16 protein-coding genes are annotated in these 16,914 nt (G+C 48.1%); 8 read left to right on the top strand and 8 right to left on the bottom strand.

Annotated elements, in window-relative coordinates; all coding sequences use genetic code 11:
* The first annotated feature begins 39 nt into the window (after positions 1–39).
* The 8 genes from ACTHSX_RS03905 (at position 40) to ftsZ (ending at position 9,320) form a co-directional block, all read left to right on the top strand.
* Positions 40–1,302 carry an FtsW/RodA/SpoVE family cell cycle protein gene (locus ACTHSX_RS03905; RefSeq protein ID WP_440376866.1) on the top strand — a complete coding sequence of 421 codons (1,263 nt, stop codon included), beginning with the start codon at positions 40–42 and terminating at the stop codon, positions 1,300–1,302.
* A gap of 4 nt (positions 1,303–1,306) precedes the next feature.
* On the top strand, positions 1,307–2,374 hold the full coding sequence (murG, locus tag ACTHSX_RS03910) for an undecaprenyldiphospho-muramoylpentapeptide beta-N-acetylglucosaminyltransferase (protein WP_440376867.1): 1,068 nt from the start codon (positions 1,307–1,309) through the stop codon (positions 2,372–2,374).
* 22 nt (positions 2,375–2,396) lie between these two features.
* Positions 2,397–3,251 (top strand): hypothetical protein, encoded by an 855-nt coding sequence (locus ACTHSX_RS03915; RefSeq protein ID WP_440376868.1) that lies wholly within the window; start codon positions 2,397–2,399, stop codon positions 3,249–3,251.
* A 171-nt stretch (positions 3,252–3,422) separates the two neighbouring features.
* Positions 3,423–4,832: a UDP-N-acetylmuramate--L-alanine ligase gene (gene murC / locus ACTHSX_RS03920; RefSeq protein ID WP_049351714.1), complete on the top strand. Its 1,410-nt coding sequence runs from the start codon at positions 3,423–3,425 to the stop codon at positions 4,830–4,832.
* Positions 4,833–4,919: 87 nt separating this feature from the next.
* Positions 4,920–5,834 (top strand): D-alanine--D-alanine ligase, encoded by a 915-nt coding sequence (locus tag ACTHSX_RS03925; protein WP_440376869.1) that lies wholly within the window; start codon positions 4,920–4,922, stop codon positions 5,832–5,834.
* Positions 5,824–6,543, top strand: a complete 720-nt coding sequence (locus tag ACTHSX_RS03930) for a cell division protein FtsQ/DivIB (protein WP_440376870.1) — start codon at positions 5,824–5,826, stop codon at positions 6,541–6,543. Before ACTHSX_RS03925 ends, ACTHSX_RS03930 begins: the two co-directional genes overlap by 11 nt.
* Positions 6,544–6,617: 74 nt before the next feature.
* Positions 6,618–7,871: a cell division protein FtsA gene (gene ftsA, locus ACTHSX_RS03935; RefSeq protein ID WP_003682483.1), complete on the top strand. Its 1,254-nt coding sequence runs from the start codon at positions 6,618–6,620 to the stop codon at positions 7,869–7,871.
* Positions 7,872–8,120: 249 nt separating this feature from the next.
* On the top strand, positions 8,121–9,320 hold the full coding sequence (gene ftsZ, locus ACTHSX_RS03940) for a cell division protein FtsZ (RefSeq protein WP_063076120.1): 1,200 nt from the start codon (positions 8,121–8,123) through the stop codon (positions 9,318–9,320).
* A gap of 119 nt (positions 9,321–9,439) precedes the next feature.
* On the opposite strand, the gene ispH is transcribed toward ftsZ, so the two are convergent.
* From ispH to pilB, 8 genes are all read right to left on the bottom strand, one after another.
* Positions 9,440–10,408, bottom strand: coding sequence for a 4-hydroxy-3-methylbut-2-enyl diphosphate reductase (gene ispH, locus ACTHSX_RS03945; RefSeq protein WP_440376871.1), 969 nt, complete (start codon positions 10,406–10,408; stop codon positions 9,440–9,442).
* 13 nt (positions 10,409–10,421) lie between these two features.
* Positions 10,422–10,928 carry a signal peptidase II gene (gene lspA, locus ACTHSX_RS03950; protein WP_440376872.1) on the bottom strand — a complete coding sequence of 169 codons (507 nt, stop codon included), beginning with the start codon at positions 10,926–10,928 and terminating at the stop codon, positions 10,422–10,424.
* 136 nt (positions 10,929–11,064) lie between these two features.
* On the bottom strand, positions 11,065–11,964 hold the full coding sequence (gene glyQ, locus ACTHSX_RS03955) for a glycine--tRNA ligase subunit alpha (RefSeq protein WP_003685919.1): 900 nt from the start codon (positions 11,962–11,964) through the stop codon (positions 11,065–11,067).
* 81 nt (positions 11,965–12,045) lie between these two features.
* Positions 12,046–12,228, bottom strand: coding sequence for a DNA gyrase inhibitor YacG (yacG, locus tag ACTHSX_RS03960; protein ID WP_003682475.1), 183 nt, complete (start codon positions 12,226–12,228; stop codon positions 12,046–12,048).
* Positions 12,225–12,845 (bottom strand): dephospho-CoA kinase, encoded by a 621-nt coding sequence (gene coaE, locus ACTHSX_RS03965; RefSeq protein ID WP_440376873.1) that lies wholly within the window; start codon positions 12,843–12,845, stop codon positions 12,225–12,227. The genes yacG and coaE overlap by 4 nt, the downstream gene beginning before the upstream one ends.
* Complete coding sequence (locus tag ACTHSX_RS03970) at positions 12,845–13,732, bottom strand: prepilin peptidase (protein WP_440376874.1); 888 nt, start codon at positions 13,730–13,732, stop codon at positions 12,845–12,847. The genes coaE and ACTHSX_RS03970 overlap by 1 nt, the downstream gene beginning before the upstream one ends.
* A gap of 1 nt (position 13,733) precedes the next feature.
* A complete protein-coding gene (locus ACTHSX_RS03975) occupies positions 13,734–14,975 on the bottom strand; it encodes a type II secretion system F family protein (RefSeq protein WP_440376875.1) in 1,242 nt (413 codons plus the stop codon).
* 79 nt (positions 14,976–15,054) lie between these two features.
* A complete protein-coding gene (gene pilB, locus ACTHSX_RS03980; RefSeq protein ID WP_440376876.1) occupies positions 15,055–16,734 on the bottom strand; it encodes a type IV-A pilus assembly ATPase PilB in 1,680 nt (559 codons plus the stop codon).
* Positions 16,735–16,914: the final 180 nt, after the last annotated feature.

Here is a 16,914-nt window from a genome sequence, read left to right on the forward strand (position 1 = left end):
CCGTCTGAATATTTTATTCAAGCCGTTACGGATGTTTTCATGATTAGTCTTTCCAAAATGCTTGACCGGCCGATTGCGCGCGATGGTCGGAAGTTTGATGTTTCTCTCTTGTGGATGGTCGTCTTAATGACGGTCTTCAGCCTGATTATGATTTATTCGGCTTCTATTGCGTATGCGGCATCGGAAGGGGGCAGCCAGTTTTCTTTTGTGTCTAAGCAGGCAATGTTTATCCTGTTTACGGTGGCCATATGCTTGCCGCTTTTCCTGCTGAAGATGAGCTTCTGGCGGCGGATTATTCCGTTTTATTTTGCTGTTTCGGGTTTGCTGTTGTTGCTGGTATTGTTTGTCGGCCGCGAGATTAACGGTGCGACGCGCTGGATTCATATCGGACCGCTCAACTTGCAACCGACTGAATTTTTCAAATTGGCGACGGTCTTGTATTTGTCCAGCCTGTTTACGCGCCGTGAAGAAATGTTGCGCGATTTGGATTCTTTGGGTTGGTCGTCTTTGTTTACCGGTATTGGCGATTTGGTGTGCAGCCCTTTTAAAAGTGAAGCTAGGGTAAGGGTTAAAGAGCGCTTGCGTAAGTTTAAGACCCTGATTCTGCCGATTGTGTTGGTTGCCGCTGGCTTGCTTTTGATTATGTGGCAGCCGGACTTTGGCTCGTTTGTCGTGATTGTCGTGATTACTATGGGCATGCTGTTTTTGGCAGGCTTCCCGTGGAAGTATTTTGCCGTATTGGTGGCGACCGTTGTGAGCGGAATGGGCTTGCTGATTTTGGCCGCACCTTACCGTATGGCGCGTGTGGCGGCGTTTTTGGACCCTTGGAGCGATCCTTTGGGCAAAGGCTATCAGCTGACGCATTCCTTGATGGCGATTGCGCGCGGCGGCTGGTTTGGCGAGGGCTTGGGTGCAAGTTTGGAAAAACGTTTCTATCTGCCTGAAGCGCATACGGACTTTATTTTTGCCGTCATCGGTGAAGAATTCGGCTTTTTCGGGATGCTGGTTTTGGTGTTCTGCTACGGCTGGCTGGTGTGGCGTGCGTTTTCCATCGGCAAGCAGGCGCGTGATTCGGGCTTGATGTTCAGCGCGTACATTGCCAACGGTATCGGTATTTGGATTGGTATTCAAAGTTTCTTCAATATCGGTGTAAACATCGGTATCCTGCCCACTAAAGGCCTGACTTTGCCGTTTATGTCTTACGGCGGTTCGGCTGTCTTTATCATGCTGGTGTGCGTTACTTTGTTATTGCGCATTGATTATGAAAACCGCCAAAAAATGCGCGGTTATTCGGTGGAGTAAAACCATGAGCGGTAAAACTTTTATGCTGATGGCCGGTGGTACGGGCGGTCATATTTTCCCTGCATTGGCGGTTGCCGAGTCGCTGCAAAAGCGTGGCCATCATGTGATTTGGCTGGGTAGTCAGGATTCGATGGAAGAGCGTATCGTGCCGCAATACGGCATACGCTTGGAAACGCTGGCGATTAAAGGCATACGCGGCAACGGCATCAAGCGTAAGCTGATGTTGCCGTTTACGCTGTATAAAACCGTCCGCGCGGCGCAGCAGATTATTAAGAAACACCGTGTCGAGTGTGTGATCGGTTTTGGCGGTTTTGTTACTTTCCCCGGTGGCTTGGCGGCAAAAATTTCCGGTGTGCCGATTGTGATTCACGAGCAAAACGCCGTAGCCGGTTTGTCCAACCGCCAACTGTCGCGTTGGGCAAAACGTGTCCTGTATGCTTTCCCGAAAGCCTTTCAACATGAAGGCGGATTGGTGGGTAACCCTGTCCGTGCCGATATTGCGGCATTGCCTGTTCCTGAAGAACGCTTTGAAAACCGCCAGGGCCGTCTGAAAGTTTTGGTGGTGGGCGGTAGTTTGGGTGCGGATGTGTTGAACAAAACCGTTCCGCAAGCTTTGGCATTATTGCCTGAGTCTGCCCGTCCGCAAATGTATCATCAGTCCGGCCGCAATAAATTGGGCAACCTGCAGGCGGATTACGATGCGTTGGGTGTACAGGCCGAGTGCGTCGAATTTATTACCGACATGGTATCCGCCTACCGCGATGCCGATTTGGTGATTTGCCGTGCCGGCGCGCTGACGATTGCCGAGTTAACGGCTGCCGGTTTGGGTGCATTGCTGGTGCCGTATCCGCACGCAGTGGACGACCATCAAACAGCTAATGCGCGCTTTATGGTGCAGGCCGAAGCTGGTTTGCTGTTGCCGCAAACTCAACTGACGGCAGAAAAACTGGCCGAAATCCTTGGCGGCTTGAACCGTGAAAAATGCCTGAAATGGGCGAAGAATGCCCGTACGCTGGCGTTGCCGCACAGTGCGGACGATGTGGCGGAAGCTGCAATCGCTTGTACGACATAGAGATATAGGGAGGTTAATATAAATGGTATGGAAAATTTTTATTTTATTTACTGTATTTACCACTTTGACACATGCATCTTTGCCAGGTAGAAAAGATATAAATTATAATAATCTCACGTATAAACAGTTGTTTGAAAAGTTGGATATGAAGTATTTGGATGAGAATTTAGTTTCTGAAGATACTCTGATTCGTAGATATACATATTCTATCAAAGGAGTATTTTTTGAGAAAAACATGCCAAATACTAGGTATAGTTTATTGCATTGGCATTTAAGAAATTGGTGTCAAAGTAATAATGGTATTTGGAGTTCAGATTTCGAGAAGGATCCAAATAGATATTACTATGGAGATGCAGTTATTACAAAAGAGCCAAATATCTATTATCAAACAGCTTCCTCAAAAGAATTGGATAATTATGAAATAGATAATGATTTTGGTCATGATAAAAATAGATTTGTGAATGTTTCTTGTAAACAAGAGAATAGTCATTTTGCTGCAACATTTGATACCCAGATTATTTTTGTAACAGATACCCCTGATTTATTGAGGGCTAGAATTTTAGAGAAAGAAACACAAAGAGACGAAATAAAAAAAAGACAGGAAGTTTGTGAAAACAAAGTTATAAAAAAAGAACAGTTAATTAGAGATTCTATTATAAGAGATTGGAGAAAAAATCTTAAAGTTGGTGACACGATAGATGGAATCAATATAGTTATTAACGTTAAAGGCAAGGATTTATTAGAAATACAAAACCGATCTCAGCATATCAACATATGGATGAAACGTCATGAGATTCCAGTACCGGGGGAGATAGAAAGGCAGATTTCAGATTTGCAAAAACCTTTGCAAAAAGAGCGTATGAAATGTAGAGAGTAAATTTTATAGGCACTATAGATGAGAAGGCCGTCTGAAAAGTTGATTAACGGTGTTTCAGACGGCCTTTATTGCTTTTGTTAAAATTCCTTTACAATAAAAGCATAGCGCAGAAGCGGATAGCCCTTTAAAATAACGCCTTTATGCACTAAAAACCAACCGGAACGCAACGTTATGATGAAAAATCGAGTAACCAACATCCATTTTGTCGGAATCGGCGGCGTCGGCATGAGCGGTATTGCCGAAGTTTTACACAATTTGGGCTTTAAAGTTTCCGGTTCGGATCAGGCGCGTAATGCCGTTACTGAGCATTTGAGCAGCTTGGGTATTCAAGTTTATCCCGGTCATACTGCCGAACATGTCAACGGCGCGGATGTTGTCGTAACTTCTACCGCCGTCAAAAAAGACAATCCCGAAGTCGTCGCTGCTCTGGAGCAGCAAATTCCCGTCATTCCGCGCGCCCTGATGCTGGCGGAACTGATGCGCTTCCGCGACGGCATCGCCATTGCCGGTACGCACGGCAAAACCACGACCACCAGTCTGACCGCCTCTATCCTCGGCGCGGCAGGTCTAGACCCCACTTTCGTTATCGGCGGCAAACTCAATGCCGCAGGTACCAACGCCCGCTTGGGCAAAGGCGAATATATCGTCGCCGAAGCCGACGAATCCGATGCCTCTTTCCTGTACCTGACCCCGATTATGTCCGTTGTGACCAATATCGACGAAGACCACATGGACACTTACGGCCACAGCGTTGAGAAGCTGCATCAGGCGTTTGTCGATTTCATCCACCGTATGCCGTTTTACGGCAAAGCGTTTTTGTGTATCGACAGCGAACACGTCCGCGCGATTTTGCCCAAAGTGAGCAAGCCTTACGCGACTTACGGCTTGGACGATACTGCCGATATCTACGCAACCGACATCGAAAATATCGGCGCGCAAATGAAATTTACCGTTCATGTTCAAATGAAAGGACATGAGCAAGAGCCGTTTGAAGTTGTTTTAAATATGCCCGGCCGCCACAACGTCCTCAATGCGTTGGCGGCTATCGGCGTTGCGCTGGAAGTTGGTGCATCGGTTGAAGCCATTCAAAAAGGCTTGCTCGGCTTTGAAGGCGTCGGCCGCCGCTTCCAAAAATATGGCGATATTAAATTACCAAACGGCGGAACCGCTTTGCTGGTGGACGATTATGGCCACCATCCTGTCGAAATGGCGGCAACCCTTTCCGCTGCGCGCGGTGCATACCCTGAAAAACGTTTGGTCTTGGCTTTTCAACCGCACCGCTATACCCGTACACGCGATTTGTTTGAAGACTTCACCAAAGTCCTCAATACCGTTGATGCGCTGGTGTTGACCGAAGTTTATGCAGCAGGCGAAGAGCCGATTGCTGCAGCCGATTCCCGCGCGCTGGCGCGCGCCATCCGCGTATTGGGCAAACTTGAGCCTATTTACTGCGAAAACGTTGCCGACCTGCCGCAAATGCTGCTGAATGTTTTGCAAGACGGTGATGTTGTTCTGAATATGGGTGCCGGCAGTATCAACCGCGTTCCGTCTGCATTGGTGGAATTGTCGAAACAATCATAATAAACAGGCATATTGGCCTTTGAGGACAGATAGGTCGTCTGAATAATATTCAGACGGCCTGTATCAGTATTTAAGAAAGTGGAAATTATGCAGAATTTTGGCAAAGTGGCCGTGTTGATGGGTGGCTTCTCCAGCGAGCGTGAAGTGTCGCTGGACAGCGGTGCCGCTATTTTGGCTGCCTTGAAAAGCAAAGGCGTCGATGCCCATGCGTTCGACCCCAAAGAAATCCCGTTGTCTGAATTGAAAACACAAGGTTTTCAGACGGCCTTCAATATTCTGCACGGCACTTTCGGCGAAGATGGCGCGATTCAAGGCGCGTTGGAGCTGATGGGTATTCCTTACACCGGCAGCGGCGTGGCTGCTTCTGCGTTGGGTATGGACAAATATCGCTGCAAACTGATTTGGCAGGCTGTGGGCTTGCCTGTTCCTGAGTTTGCCGTATTGCATGACGACAGTGACTTTGATGCCGTTGAAGAAAAATTGGGCCTGCCGATGTTTGTCAAACCTGCAGCTGAAGGTAGCAGCGTCGGCGTGGTAAAAGTAAAAGAAAAAGGCCGTCTGAAAAGCGTTTACGAAGAATTGAAACACTTGCAGGGCGAAATCATTGCCGAACGCTTTATCGGCGGCGGCGAGTATTCTTGCCCGGTATTGAACGGCAAAGGCCTGCCGAGCATTCATATTATTCCGGCTACCGAGTTTTACGACTATGAGGCTAAATACAACCGCGACGATACGGTTTATCAATGCCCGTCGGAAGATTTGAGCGAGGCGGAGGAAAACCTGATGCGCGAACTGGCCGTGCGTGGCGCGCAGGCGATTGGTGCGGACGGCTGTTCGCGCGTGGACTTTCTGAAAGATACGGACGGTAAACTGTATCTGTTGGAAATCAATACCTTGCCCGGCATGACCAGCCACAGTTTGGTGCCAAAATCTGCAGCCCATACCGGCGTAGATTTTGCTGATTTATGTATTGAGATTTTGAAGACCGCTCATGTGGGATGATGCAGGCGCACTGGGTCGGCTGACCCGCCGGCTATTGTTGCTGATGACCTTTCTGCTGATAGGTTCGGGCATAGCTTGGCTTTACAATTCCAAATATTTCCCTGTGAAACAGATTGCCATTCAGGGTAAGCTGAAATATGCTTCCAGCAAAGAATTGCAAACCGTTGCACGAGAGCATATCAGGGGTAATATGTTCCGCGCCGATATTGATTCGGCGCAGGCCGCTTTTCAGGAATTGCCTTGGATTGACTCGGCAATGGTACGCCGCCGTTTTCCGGAAACCGTGGAAATTATCCTGACCGAGCGCGTGCCAGTTGCACACTGGCGCGCTGGCGGCTTGGTGGACAGTAAGGGTAATGTGTTTGCCGCAAGCCTGAAACAGGGCCTGCCTATATTTGAAGGGCAGCAGGGGACAGGCAAAGACATGGTCAAACATTATGCGGACTTTTCCGGTATTTTGAGTCCGTTGAAACTGACCATCAAAGAATTGATCTACACGCCGCGTTCGGCATGGCTGCTTGTATTGAACAACGGCATTACCGTGCGCTTGGGGCGTGAAAACGAAATCAAACGTTTGCAGCAGTTTGCCCAGATTTGGCCATCGCTGCTGCGTAAAAAACAAAGTCATATCGAGTATGTCGATATGCGTTATAAGGATGGTTTTTCAGTCCGTTACAGGCCGTCTGAAAACCCTTCCGACAGTGAATAGCCGATTAGACGTGAAGCAATCTTGTTTCAAAAATAATCAAACCGTCAGTCAGACAACATAGCGAACGAGCAATTATGGAACAACAACAAAATAAATATATCAGTGCCTTAGACATTGGTACGTCCAAGGTCATCGCCTTAATCGGTGAGATTCGGGAAGATAACGAAATCCACATTGTTGGCTTGGGTCAAAGCCCTTCACGCGGTTTGCGTGCAGGTATGGTGACCAATATTGACGCCACTGCGCAAGCCATTCGTCAGGCGGTAGAAGATGCCGAGCTGATGGCAGATACCAAAATTTCCCACGTCGTCACCGGTATTGCCGGTAACCATATCCGCAGCCTGAATTCACAAGGCGTGGTCAAAATTAAAGATGGCGAAGTATCGCAAGCCGACATTGACCGTGCCATCGAAACGGCCAAAGCCATCAATATTCCGCCTGATCACAACATCTTGCATACCGTGGTTCAAGAGTACATCATCGACAACCAACCCGGTGTGAAAGAGCCTATCGGTATGAGCGGCGTGCGTTTGGATACCCGTGTACACATCATTACCGGTGCGAACACTGCTTTGCAAAATATCCAAAAATGTATCCAACGCTGCGGCCTGCAAATGGATCAAATCATGCTTCAACCTTTGGCAAGCGGTCACGCCGTTTTGACTGAAGACGAAAAAGATTTGGGCGTGTGCGTCATCGATATCGGTGGTGGTACAACCGACATCGCGGTTTATACTAATGGCGCAATCCGCCATACTGCGGTGATTCCCGTTGCCGGCGATTTGATTACCAAAGACTTGGCACAGGCCTTGCGTACGCCGCACAGTGCCGCTGAGTATATCAAAATCCATTACGGCGCCGCGATTCCGACTATGGACGGCTTGGATGAAATGATTGAAGTCCCTAGCGTTGGCGACCGTCAATCACGTCAAATTTCACGCCGTGTATTGGCTGAAATCATCGGCCCGCGCGTAGAAGAAATTTTGGAATTGACGCTGAACGAATTGCGCCGCTCCGGCTTCCCAGAAGAAGTGTTGACTTCCGGTATTGTTTTGACCGGTGGTGCTTCTATGTTGACCGGTATTGTTGAGTTGGCGGAAGAAGTCTTCAACCTGCCGGCGCGTATCGGTGTTCCACAAGAAATGGGCGGCGTATCCGAGCGTATCCGCAATCCACGCTATTCAACAGCGATTGGCCTGCTTCAGACGGCCTATGCTGCCGAAGAGGGTGAGCAAACCAGCCGAACCGGTGCGATTGCACTGAATGATTCAGGTAAAAAAATGGGTCTGTGGGAAAAAATTCAAAGATTCTTCAGAGACAATTTCTGATAAAAGTTTTCAGGGCGGACTGTGTAGCCGTTTGTCCTGAATATTTAAGTGGAATTAAACGGTTTTAAATAATTGCCAAGTGGATAATTTAAAACTTGTATATTTTCTGTTAAAAAATGTAGTAAAAATATAACGCCGACAGCCGAATGGTAAGAAGAATTTTGCCAGTATCTGGATACTTCTTATATAATACGGATAATGAGTTATTTTTGAACCGTCCTTATAAAGCGGGGCGCGGAGGATTATTGAATGGAATTTGTTTACGACGTAGCAGAATCAGCAACGAGCCCTGCTGTTATTAAAGTTATCGGTTTGGGCGGCGGCGGCTGTAATGCCATCAACAACATGGTTGCCAACACTATTCATGGTGTTGAGTTCATCAGTGCCAATACCGATGCGCAATCATTGGCTAAAAACAATGCGGCTAAACGCATTCAATTGGGTACAAACCTGACTCGCGGTTTGGGTGCCGGTGCAAATCCTGAAATCGGCCGCGCCGCTGCTCAAGAAGATCGCGAAGCCATCGAAGATGCCATCCGCGGTGCAAACATGCTGTTTATCACTACCGGTATGGGTGGTGGTACAGGTACCGGCTCTGCTCCTGTTGTGGCTGAAATCGCTAAAGAAATGGGTATCCTGACCGTTGCGGTTGTAACCCGTCCGTTTGCTTACGAAGGCAAACGCGTACATATCGCTCAAGCAGGTTTGGATCAACTCAAAGAGCGCGTCGATTCCCTGATTATTATCCCGAACGACAAATTGATGACTGCTTTGGGTGAAGACGTGACCATGCGCGAAGCCTTCCGTGCTGCAGACAATGTACTGCGTGACGCGGTTGCCGGTATTTCTGAAGTAGTGACTTGTCCTAGCGACATGATCAACTTGGACTTCGCCGACGTGAAAACCGTGATGAGCAATCGCGGTATCGCCATGATGGGTTCTGGTTTTGCGCAAGGTATCGACCGTGCCCGTTTGGCTACCGATCAAGCTATCTCCAGCCCGCTCTTGGATAACGTTACTTTGGATGGCGCACGCGGTGTATTGGTAAACATTACCACTGCTCCTGGCTGCCTGAAAATGTCTGAGTTCAACGAGATTATGCGTATCGTCAACCAAAATGCACATCCTGAAGTGGAATGCAAATTTGGTGCTGCCGAAGACGAGAGCATGAGCGAAGACGCTATCCGTATTACCATCATTGCTACCGGCTTGAAAGAAAACGGTACTGACAACCAACTGCGCGCTGCTGCCCGTACCCAACAATTGGTACGCGGTGCGGAAGAAGCGCCTCAAGCTCAAAGCCAAAGCAGTGCTGAAAGCCTGGTTCGTACCAACCGCAATATCCGTTCTATGAATCTGACTGCGGCTGATTTTAGCAACCAGTCTGTACTGGATGACTTTGAAATTCCGGCTATCTTGCGCCGTCAGCAACATACTTCTGATAAATAATCAGGATCATGTATGAAAAGACCTGCCTTTAAGGCAGGTCTTTTTTATTAGTAAAATATACTTAAGGCCGTCTGAAAATTTTCAGACGGCCTTAAGTTCAAATAAAGCAAATAACAAACTTACCCTTTATTGAGAATTTGCTTGTTTTCGCCCTCACGACGCAATTCTTTGGGCAAGACAAATACAATGCTTTCTTCTGCGCCTTCTCCTTCGCGTATGGTCTCATGTCCCCAATCTTGAATGGTTTGTAAGACTTCTCGAACCAAGACTTCGGGCGCAGATGCACCGGCAGTTACACCGACCTTGGTTTTATTTTCAAACCATTCTTTTTTCAGATAGGAAGCATTATCGACCATATAGGCATCAACTCCGCGCAATGCGGCTACTTCACGCAAGCGGTTGCTGTTGGAAGAGTTGGGCGAGCCGACAACAATCACGAGATCGCATTCTTCGGCCAATTCTTTAACAGCGGTTTGGCGGTTGGTTGTGGCGTAGCAGATGTCTTCTTTGTGCGGATTGCGGATATTGGGGAAGCGTTGGTTTAAAGCTGCAATAATGTCTTTGGTTTCATCCACCGATAAAGTGGTTTGGCTGACGTAGGCAAGTTTGTCAGGATTCTTGACGTTCAGTCCGGCTACATCTTCCACTGTCTCAACCAGAAACATTTTACCCGGAGGTAATTGTCCCATCGTGCCTTCTACTTCGACGTGGCCTTTGTGGCCGATCATAATGATTTCGTAATCTTGCTCATCGAGGCGGGCTACTTCTTTATGGACCTTGGTTACCAGAGGGCAGGTAGCATCAAAAACGCGGAAACCACGTTGTGCCGCTTCTTCCTGTACGGCTTTGGATACGCCGTGAGCAGAGTAAATTAGTGTGGCACCCTTTGGGACATCTGCCAAGTTATCGACAAATACGGCACCTTTTGCCCGCAGATTGTCCACGACGAATTTGTTGTGAACGACCTCATGGCGGACGTAAATAGGCGCGCCGAATTCTTCGAGTGCACGTTCAACAATGCTGATGGCACGGTCAACACCGGCACAGAAGCCGCGGGGATTGGCAAGGATAATGGTTTTTTGAGTCATGTGTGTTCCGTTTTCAGACGGCCTTTGTGTCGTTTGAAGATGTTTTTTTGTGCAGCAAACCATCTAATACCAAGCAAATTGCACCAACGCAGATAAAGCTGTCGGCAATGTTAAATGCGGGGTAAAACCAGTTTTGCCAATAGAAAAGCAGAAAATCGACAACGTGGCCGTGAATCAGGCGGTCAACCACATTGCCAATCGCGCCGCCGATAATCATAGCGGCCCCCAGTTTGCCCCAGCGGCCAAACTCATCACGCCAGATAGCACGGGCCAAATACAGGCTGATAACGACGGCCAGACCTAAAAAGAAGAATTTTTGCCAGCCGCCTTGGTCGGCCAAAAAGCTGAATGCCGCGCCTGGATTATAGGCAAGGGTCAGGTCAAAAAAGTCTGGAATGATGTTGAGGCGTTCGCCTTCGGTAAAGTGTTTCAAGATTTCCCATTTGCTCAGTTGGTCAAGAATGATGGCAACGAGAGAAAGTAAGAAAAAGGGCATTTTTGCAGAAGAGGATGAACTCATGTTTTCAGACGGCTTATGTAATAAAGGGCTTATTTTACCTGAAAGCAGGCTGGAAGTGTTTGCGATGGGGCCGTCTGAAAATAGAAACGCCGCCACTTGAATGTATCAAAGGGCGGCGTGGTAAGTATATATGGGCTTATTGGTTTTTAAGCAATGGGAAGCCCAGTTTTTCGCGGCTTTCAACGAATTTTTGTGCAACGATGCGGCTCAGTGCACGAATACGGCCGATGTAGGTTGCACGTTCGGTAACGGAAATGGCACCGCGTGCATCCAATAGGTTGAACGTATGGCCGGCCTTGAGTACAAGCTCGTAAGCAGGCAGGGCAAGACTGGTGTCTTCAACTGCAAGCAGGCGTTTGGCTTGTTCTTCATAGTCGTTGAATTGGCGCAAGAGCCAATCGGCATCGCTGTATTCGAAGTTGTAGGTGGATTGTTCGACTTCGTTTTGATGATAAACGTCGCCGTAAGTGACGATGTTGCCATCAAGGGTTTTTGCCCAAACGAGGTCGTACACGTTTTCCACGCCTTGCAGATACATGGCGAGACGCTCGATACCGTAGGTAATTTCACCGAGTACAGGGGAGCAGTCGATACCGCCGACTTGTTGGAAGTAGGTGAATTGGGTTACTTCCATGCCGTTGAGCCAAACTTCCCAACCCAAGCCCCAAGCGCCGAGAGTAGGGTTTTCCCAGTCGTCTTCGACAAAACGGATGTCGTGTACTTTAGGGTCGATACCCAATTCGCGCAGGGAATCGAGGTAGAGGTCTTGAATATTGGCTGGTGCAGGTTTGAGCGCAACTTGGAATTGATAGTAGTGTTGCAGGCGGTTGGGGTTGTCGCCATAGCGGCCGTCTTTGGGGCGGCGGCTGGGTTGGACGTAAGCGGCAAACCAAGGCTCTGGGCCTAATGCGCGCAGGCAAGTGGCTGGATGCGAAGTACCGGCACCGACTTCCATATCGAAAGGTTGGATAACGGTGCAGCCTTTGTCTGCCCAGTAGTTTTGTAATTTGAAAATAATTTGTTGGAAGGTGAGCATGGTGGATGGAATAGGTTGGAATAAAGAGGGTATTTTACTGTTTTGAGCCTGTTTTGGATAGGCTGAAGAAGGCTGCGCAGTTTATTTGCCGTCCAACAGGTCTGAAAAGGGGTCGTCTTCCGAAGAAACGGTGTATTTTTCTTGTGCCCATTCGCCTAAATCAATGAGTTTGCACCGTTTGCTGCAGAAAGGGCGGTAGGGGCTGTCGGTGTTCCAAACGACTTCTTTGTGGCAGGTTGGGCATTTTACAACAGGAGCGGTCATGCAGTTTCTTTCAGAGTTTGTGCAATGGATTGATAGTATTGATGCAAGCGGGCAACCTTGATTTTTGCTTCTTCCATGCTATGGGTATTATCCAATACATCGTCGGCATGCAGCAGTCTGTCACATCGAGAAGCTTGGGTGGCCATGATTTGACGTGTTTGTTCTTCTGAAAAACCATTGCGTTGATGTACGCGTTCGATTTGGACGGACTCTGGAACATCTACAACCAAAATGCGGTCGGCTTCCGCTTTAAATGCTGGATTCTCAATCAAAAGCGGTACATCGACAATGCCGTAAGTAGAGGAGGCAAGTTGTTGTTTCTGCAGCTGGATTTTGTTTAAGATTAATGGCAGAAGCAGGTTTTCCAGTTGTTTTTTGGATTGAGGCCGTCTGAAAACTTCTTCCCGTAAAGCCATACGATTCAGACGGCCTTCATGATCAAAAACCTCATCCCCGAAAAGTTGGCGGATGGCAGGAAGGGCTTCGCCGTTTTCAGCGGTCAGTGAGCGGCTGATGGCATCGGCATCGATAATGGGTACGCCAAGTTCGGCAAACATTTGGGCAATAGATGATTTGCCGCTACCGATACCGCCGGTCAAGCCTATCCATAATGTCATTATCGGAATCCTGATTGTACGAGCCACCATTGTACCAGTTGGGTAATAGGTGCATTGGCAACCAAAATAATCCATCCTGCCACAGCAAGGCTGGGACCAAAAGCAAAATATTGACCTTTACCGACACGGGCGATAAGTGCGCCCACCAGGCCGACTAAGGCAGCCATGAAGATCAAAACAGGCAATATCCCTACGCCCAGCCATGCCCCGAGCGCGGCCAAAAGTTTGAAGTCGCCATTACCCATGCCGATTTTACCAGTCAGAAGTTTATAGACGGCGCATAAAGTATAAAGGCTCATATAGCCTGCGATTGCGCCCCAAACGGCTGAATGCAGGGGTACGAATGTGTCATTAAGATTAAACAGCAGGCCGATCCAAATTAGGGGCTGAGTCAGGCTGTCGGGTAAATATTGCGTATCGGCATCGATAAAGGTCAGCGCAATCAATATGGCAGTCAAAATTAATCCGCCAATAGTTGCCCATGACCAGCCGTATTGCCATGCGACAATACCGAATAAGACCCCTGTCAGCAGCTCAATCAGCGGATAGCGTATGCCGATCGCGGTTTTGCAAGAGTGGCATTTCCCGCCCAGTAAAACATAGCTGAGGATGGGGATGTTTTGCCAAAGTTTGACAGGGCTTTTACATTTTGGGCAGCGTGAATCCGGTTTACGCAGATTAAATGGCTGTTTTTCTTCATCTGTCAGCTCGATGCCCAAATGCTCTTTGGAAAATTGTGTCCATTCGTGTTCCATCATTATCGGAGTACGATAAATGACAACATTCAGAAAGCTGCCAATCAGCAATCCCAAAATAACGGCTAAAGGAATAGCGAATGGCGCAAGAACGGAGAGGGCATCGATGGCAGAGTAAATACTATCAAGCATATCAACCTACGACATTACCCAAGTTAAACAGCGGCAGATACATGGCAATCAGCAAGATACCGATGAGCGAACCCAATACCACCATGATGATAGGCTCCATCAAGTGAGACAATCGGGAGACGGAGTTGTCCACTTCATCTTCGTAGAATTCAGCGGCTTTGTTCAGCATATCGTCCAAAGAGCCTGACTCTTCGCCGATGGCCGCCATTTGGATCACCATATTGGGGAACATATCAGTACTTTGCATACTGGATGTCAGCGACAGACCTTGGGTTACCTTGGCGCGGATGTCTTGAGTGGCTTCTTCATAGAGAATATTACCGGATGCGCCTGCAACTGAATCTAATACTTCAACCAAAGGAACGCCGGCTGCGAAGAGGGTAGAAGTCGTACGCGCCCAACGGGCAATGGTTGCTTTACGGACGATAGAGCCAAAAACGGGGAGTCTCAAAATCAAAGCATCGATTCGTTTTTGGAAGGTAGGCGATTTTTCATGGAGTTTGTACAGGCCGAAGGCGGAAACAATCAAAAGGACGATCATAATCCAGCCATAGTCGACGAATAAATCGGACAAGCTCATGACAAGTTGGGTAAGCCTTGGCAGCTCTGCACCCATATTGGCATAAACTTCTTTAAAGGCAGGCAGTACAAACATCATCATGATGAAGATAAGCGCAATCGCCACCACGATAATGGCAATCGGGTAGGTCAGTGCGGTTTTAACCTTTTTCTTAATGGCTTGCGTTTTTTCTTTATAGACAGCCAGTTTGTCCAATAGGCTTTCCAATACGCCACCGGACTCGCCTGCGCTGACCAGATTGCAATAGAAACGGTCGAAATATTTTGGATATTTGGAGAATGATTTACCCAATGCGCTGCCTTGTTCGACATCGGAGCGAACCTGCATCAGCATTTCGGTCATGCTCGGATTGGAGTGGCCGCGCGCAACGATTTCAAAAGCCTGCATCAGCGGTAAGCCTGCCTTCATCATCGTTGCCAGTTGGCGGGTGAACACTGTAATGTCTTCTTGGGTGATACGGCGTTTGCGTGCGGTTTTGACTTTGCTGATGCGCAAAGGGCGAATGCCTCTGCGTTGGAGTTTTTTGCGTGCTTCTTCTTCGTCTTTGGCAACTACTTCACCACGGACAAGACGTTCGGTCTCGGTATTTTTTCCTTCAAATGTAAAACGCTTGCCTTTGCTTCTTGAGCCGAACAGACTTCTTTTTTGCTCTGCTTGAGCCATGAGTTATCCCTTGTTAGTAAGAAATAAAGCGGACTGTTTCCCCGTGCCGCTTTATTTTAATTTTCGAAAATATGACAGTTTAGTCATTGGTATGAGCAGTCACTTCTTCCAACGAGGTCAGGCCTTGCATGACTTTCATGAGGCCGGCGCGACGCAAGTCTATCATGCCTTCCTGATAGGCCATGTTCATGATATCAACTTCTGTACCGTTGTTCATAATGACTTTTTGCATTTCGTCGCTGACCGGCATGACTTCATAAATACCGACGCGGCCTTTAAAGCCTTTGCCGCGGCAGCTGTCGCAACCAACCGGGCGGTAGAGCTTCCAATCTTGAGCCAAGTCCGCATCGGTAAAGCCGGCTTTTTTCAATGCCGGAACCGGCGGGCGCTCAACTTCGCGTTTGCAATTTGGACACAGTCTGCGCAACAGCCTTTGCGCCATAATTAGGCTGACCGAGCTGGCGATATTGAAAGGCGCAACACCCATGTTCAAAAGGCGGGACAGCGTGGCCGGTGCATTATTGGTATGCAGGGTCGAGAAAACCATGTGGCCGGTTTGTGCGGCTTTAATGGCAATGTCGGCGGTTTCCAAGTCACGAATCTCACCGACCATAATAATATCAGGATCTTGACGCAAGAAGGATCGGAGTGCGGTGGCAAACGTCAGGCCTTGTTTTTCATTGACGTTGACTTGGTTGACGCCTGGTAGGTTAATCTCGGCCGGATCCTCTGCCGTTGAAATGTTGACATCTTCCGTGTTCAAAATGCTCAGGCAGGTATAGAGCGAAACGGTTTTACCCGAACCTGTCGGACCGGTAACCAACACCATGCCGTAAGGGCGGTTGATGGCCTCAAGCAGCATTTCTTTTTGGAAAGGCTCTAAGCCGAGTTGGTCGATATTGAGCGATGTACCATCGGAATTTAGGATACGCATCACCACTTTTTCGCCGAATAATGTCGGCAAAGTGCTGACACGGAAGTCAATCGGACGGCCGTGTTTGTGGAAGGCAATTTGAATTCTGCCGTCTTGCGGAATACGTTTTTCAGAAATATCCAAACGCGCCATCACTTTGATGCGCGATGCCAACTGGCCGCGCACGGCGACAGGCGGCTGTACGACTTCGCGTAATTGTCCGTCCACACGGAAACGGACGCGCGCCATTTGCTCGTAGAATTCAAAGTGGATGTCCGATGCACCCGCGTTCAGGGCATCGGATAAGGTTTTGTGGATGAAACGGGGGATAGGGCCGTCTTCAGCTTCTTCATTATCGATATAAAGCGATTGAGATTGCTGCGTTGCTTCATGTTCGTCGTTGATTTCTTTCAGAATGGTGGTCGAACGTTGACCCAGCCATTCCAGCAATGAGCTGAGCTGGTCGTCTGGAACCACTACCAAGTCGACACTTAAACCTGAAGCAAAAGCAATTTTTTGAAAGTTTTGGATTTGGGTCGGATCGGATACGGCGAAATAAACCTTGCGTCCGCGTTTGAAAATTGGAATGCAACGGTTTTGCACCATTTGCTCTTCCGTCAGAATGTCGCTGACTACATTATTGCGCGGGTAGTAGCGCAAATCCAAAAGGGGATAGCTGAATACGCGCGCAACCAATTCTCCCAATGCTTTAGGGGAGATGATGCCGTCTGAAAACAGGTTGGGCAAGATTTCTTTGCCCGATTGTAAAAGGCTGTTGTAATGTTCCGCTTGTTGATTTGAGATGGTCTGGCTTTGAACCAAAACACGCAATAATCCGACACTCATTTTATTTTCCGTTTCTTGTGCAGTTTTCCCTTTAATTTAGAGGAAAGCCGTATTATTTTATCATTATTATGATTAAAGCATATATTCAATTATGCAAATCTGCTTAAGTTGCAAAGACATGTTTCTGCTTTAATTGTATTTTTATTTCAGACGACCATTATAAAGCAAGGAGAATAGGCG

The organism is Neisseria sp. P0014.S002 (genome assembly GCF_051958295.1).
Lineage (GTDB): Bacteria > Pseudomonadota > Gammaproteobacteria > Burkholderiales > Neisseriaceae > Neisseria > Neisseria flavescens_B.